3 protein-coding genes are annotated in these 4,767 nt (G+C 38.3%); 2 read left to right on the top strand and 1 reads right to left on the bottom strand.

From position 1 onward, the window contains the following. Positions 1–1,216 precede the first annotated feature (1,216 nt). Positions 1,217–4,102 (top strand): excinuclease ABC subunit UvrA, encoded by a 2,886-nt coding sequence (gene uvrA / locus Sarmat_RS05925; RefSeq protein ID WP_202149859.1) that lies wholly within the window; start codon positions 1,217–1,219, stop codon positions 4,100–4,102. A gap of 225 nt (positions 4,103–4,327) precedes the next feature. Further along, the gene (locus Sarmat_RS05930; RefSeq protein ID WP_202149860.1) at positions 4,328–4,465 is read left to right on the top strand and encodes a hypothetical protein; all 138 of its coding nucleotides are present in this window, start codon (positions 4,328–4,330) and stop codon (positions 4,463–4,465) included. On the opposite strand, the gene Sarmat_RS05935 is transcribed toward Sarmat_RS05930, so the two are convergent. Beyond that, a complete protein-coding gene (locus tag Sarmat_RS05935) occupies positions 4,455–4,613 on the bottom strand; it encodes a hypothetical protein (protein ID WP_202149127.1) in 159 nt (52 codons plus the stop codon). The genes Sarmat_RS05930 and Sarmat_RS05935 overlap by 11 nt on opposite strands. Positions 4,614–4,767 lie beyond the last annotated feature (154 nt).

The following is a 4,767-nucleotide window of genomic DNA, read 5'->3' on the forward strand; positions in this document are numbered from 1 at the left end:
TTTTAGCCGCTTTCTCTATGCTCTCTTTACTATCACGGATCTCTCTACGGATTGCCTCCGTTGTTCTGGCATTCGCGTGTAATATTTGTCCCATAAGATTTTTCTCCATAAATTATTCTCTCCATAATATACACCATTATTCTCTGGGATCGAACACCTAGAAACATTCTTGATTTTTCCCGCGGATGTTATTCTAATTTCAGTCTCGCTAGGCCTTTCAATTATTTGCTCCGTTACATGCTATTAACTGTTCAGTCTCTTCAGAACTTAGAGTGCGATTTTTTTCTATCGCAATCAACTTCGCGACCAATCGTTCCAAAGTTTTAATTATTCTGCATACCCTTGAAACATCGATCCCAAACATAAAACCTACCAAGCCTCTTGTATTTGCTAACGACTTTCTTTGCCCATGATACTTCAAGTTTCTTCACTAAAAATCAAATTCTTCGTAACTAATGCCAAATAATCTTAAAAAAATTCTTGGATGTTTTCTGATTTTTGTGTATGATATTGCCATATATGGAGTAGCTTTGTATTAAAATAAACTTCATATATACCTTCTGTCTTGAAAAATCAAGACCTCTTTCTATCATTAGGCGATATATTCTTACTTACGCAACAGGTCTATTATTTGGCAAGGTTTAATAGGCGCTCCAAACGGTATTCAAAGGCTATGGATATGATATTTCATTCGTTGTACCTTTATTCAACAAACAAATTCTTTTGTTGGTATTTAGTTAGGGATACCGGAGATGCAAAAAGAATCGCTATTGAAAAGTCTAATCAGCTCATGTATAATAATCAATTTGACAGTCTTAACTTATCTGACAGTCAGGTTGGTTTGTAGTAGCCGTATGCAAGATCAAATCTTGACTTGTACACCTCTTGCATAACCTAAAAATGAAGGAAGGATTTTTTAGGAAAAATGGCGTTGAGCGCGGCAGCATGCTCTAGTATGTGAGGAGCGCAAAAGAGCTTTGATAACAAAATTACCATTCGGAATAGGTTATGCAAGAGATCTAATATCGACACTACCTAGACTGCACTCTACTAACTTACAAGAAGTATTCCACTCTCTTGCTTAGAATGTATATTATACAATATAATAAAAGTCTTAGTCTTCTTAAATTATCTGTTTAACAAGTTACTTGATCTTGTCAATTTTTGATATAATTTTTATACTGAGCAATTCTATATCTAACATGAGGGAGGAGAAATGAAATCTAAAGAGCTATCTAGTATCAACATCAAGGGCGCTGCGGAACATAATTTAAAAAGTTTTGATATTTCCATTCCTAAAGATCGTCTGGTGGTGATTACAGGTTTAAGTGGCTCTGGCAAATCCTCCCTCGCATTCGACACCATATATGCCGAAGGTCAAAGACGCTATTTAGAAAGTCTATCTTCCTACGCTAGACAGTTTCTACCATTGCATAATAAACCAAAGGTAGATTCAATCTCTGGCCTCTCCCCGGCAATTTCTATTGATCAAAAGACCACTTCGCGCAATCCACGCTCAACGGTTGGCACTGTTACGGAAATATATGACTACACCCGCTTGCTTTTTGCAAGGGTAGGGGTGCCATATTCACCAGTTACTGGTTTGCCTATTAAAAGCCAGAGTGCGTCGGAAATGACAAAAATTATATGCGATTTGCCGCAGGATACAAAAATTTATCTGTTGGCACCCATATGTCAGGGAGCTAAGGGCGAATTTAAAAAGGAGTTACAGGAGCTGCGCAAGAGTAATTTTTATCGAGTGATTATAGACGATGAATTGACTGATATAGAAAGCGCCGCGCCTGTTCTAGACAAGAACAGAAAGCATACTATATATGCCTTGGTAGATAGAATCAAAATTTCTCAAACAGAAAATTCTAGAGTCAGCGAAGCATGCGAAACTGCTATAAAGCTTTCCGGCGGTTTGGTTGCGGTGCAGATACATGAGTTATCGGAAGGTTATGATGGCACATTAAAACAAAAAGAAATATTGCTTTTTTCAGAAAAATATTCGTGCCCAGTGTCTGGTTTTCAACTTTCAGAACTAGAACCACGCATCTTCTCTTTTAACACTCCATTTGGTGCATGCAAAAGTTGTGATGGGTTGGGTATTAGCGCCTTCTTTAGCCCTGATTTAATAATTGATTATGATTTAAGTATTGATCAAGGGGCTATAAAACCCTGGTCCAACTTGCAGTCCAAAATGTTTTCTGAGGCTTTAAAAGCTACATTGGCTTTATATGATGTAACATTGGAAACGGTCTTTAAAGACATGCCAATTGATGCGCAAAACGCAATTCTGTGGGGTTCAAAGCAAGATGTGTGCTTCGATTATTATGTAGGCGCTAAGATGGAAAGGATAAAGCAGCCTTTTATAGGTATCATCCCCGCTTTAGAAAAGCAACATGAGCTAGTAGCGCAAAACAGTAAAGACCCATTAAATGCATATCTAGCAGAGCAGGAGTGCAAAACATGCAATGGCTATCGCCTTAAAGCCGATAGTTTATGCGTGAAAGTAAATGATGTAAATATAGGGCAATTATCATCTATGAGTCTCATCAGCATATTTCATTGGTGTGATGATTTAAAAATGTATTTAAGCGAAAAAGATTTGGTTATTGCAAAACCTATATTGCATGAGATTCAGGCACGCATTCAGTTCTTAATAGATCTAGGACTGGGGTATTTAACAATGTCTCGTAGCGCAAACACCCTCTCTGGCGGCGAGAGCCAAAGAATTCGACTGGCTTCTCAAATTGGTTCTGGGTTAAATGGCGTGCTGTATGTGTTAGACGAGCCTTCTATTGGGCTCCATGCGCGTGATTCGCATAAGTTGATTGACGCGCTAATCAAGCTGCGTGATTTAGGTAATACCATCATAGTGGTAGAACATGATGAAGATACTATGATGGCGGCGGACCATATAATAGACATAGGCCCAGGTGCTGGCATACATGGCGGCCAATTGGTGGCGCAGGGTACTATAGATGAAATTAAGAATAACACTAATAGCCTCACGGGGCAATACCTAAGTTATGCTAAGGCGATACCTATTAATGAACAAACGCGCAATCCCACTGGTTATATTGGGCTTTATGGAGCGTGCGGCAATAATTTGCAGAAGGTAGATATACAAATTCCATTAGGTTTATTCACTTGTGTTACCGGGGTTTCGGGCAGCGGTAAATCTACATTAATTATTCATACTTTATACAAAGCATTGCAAAAGAATTTGTTTCCTGCCAGCAAAATTGTTCCAGCTCCATTCGATAAAATTGAAGGTGATGAGAAAATTGATAACATCATAGATATTAATCAGAGCCCTATAGGTCGCACTCCTAGATCTAACCCAGTAACATATACCGGAGCGTTTGATCATATTCGCGATTGGTTTGCCGGGTTAAAAGAGTCAAGGGCGCGCGGATATAAGGCCAGCCGCTTTTCATTTAATATGAAAGGAGGAAGGTGTGAAGCATGTCAGGGCGACGGTTTGCTAAAAATAGAAATGCATTTTTTGCCAGATGTTTATGTTAAATGCGATGTGTGTGATGGCAAAAGATATAATAAAGAAACTTTAGAAGTGCGATATCATGATAAAAACATCTATGATGTGTTAGAGATGACGGTGGATACTGCGATTGATTTCTTTGGCACAATTCCATCTATTTTGGAAAAACTAGAAAAGCTGCAGGAGGTGGGGCTTGGATATATCAAGCTTTCTCAACCAGCAAACACTTTATCTGGTGGGGAGGCGCAGAGAATTAAATTGGCTAAAGAACTCTCAAAGAAAACCAAGGGCAATAGCATTTATATTTTAGACGAGCCTACTACAGGTCTGCACATGCATGACGTACATAAATTATTATTAATTCTAGATCAATTAGTGCAACGGGGGCATACCGTGGTTGTGATAGAGCATAATTTGCATGTGGCATTGTATGCAGATTATGTAATAGATATAGGCCCTGATGGTGGAGATAAGGGCGGAGAGGTGGTGGCGTGTGGTCATTGGAGTCATGTTGTTAATGCTACAAGTAGTATTACTGGATATTATTTAAAGAAAATGATGGAAATGCGAGTAAAATATTGCGTCAATGCATAAAACTCGGTATTCCTAACTAAATATAGACAAAAGAATTTGTTCGTTGAGTAAAGCATAGCACCCTACATTTTTTAAGGAAAGGCTTTACTATGAGGGTTTGAAGTAGTATATATCGTTTATTTTTTGTGACAAAAATGCATAATATACTACTTCAGGCGCTATCATCTCATATAACCGGAAATAAATCAAAATAAATCAAGAGTAAAATCTTTTGTTGCGGCAATCTTGAGTATTATTACGGGTGCTGGTATTCACCAAAAAGAGCTTGCGCTATCTCTTCCTGGTCCCGCAAAGGATAAATCTAAAACTCATAGAATTTATCGTTTATTAGACCTCTTGCGTAAGTATTTAATTAACAATTAGCCAATGCGAGGGGTGAAGAAGGTTGTTCGTGATTATTAGACCTCTTTCCTAACTCTACTCCTGATGGCAACTGCTTCGTCGCTCCGATGCGCAAGTCCTCACGTACTTCATGTACACTGCGGCTCTGTGCTTCGTATACTCCTCGCATTTGCTCTTAATTGAGCGAGTTTCGAAAGAGGTCTATTTTAGCATCAAGCGGCAAGTAATTTATTAACGAAATCATTTTTGAAATTAACAATTCCAGCAACAATATTAAACTTTAGATTATAGCCCTTACGCTTATTGCGATATCTATGAGATAA

Origin of the sequence: Candidatus Sarmatiella mevalonica (genome assembly GCF_016751895.1) — a bacterium.
Taxonomy (GTDB): domain Bacteria; phylum Pseudomonadota; class Alphaproteobacteria; order Rickettsiales; family Rickettsiaceae; genus Sarmatiella; species Sarmatiella mevalonica.

Coding starts and splice junctions, on each gene's coding strand:
- uvrA (WP_202149859.1), top strand. CDS start 1,217: ATGAAATCTAAAGAGCTATCTAGTATCAACATCAAGGGCGCTGCGGAA.
- Sarmat_RS05935 (WP_202149127.1), bottom strand. CDS start 4,613: ATGCGAGGAGTATACGAAGCACAGAGCCGCAGTGTACATGAAGTACGT.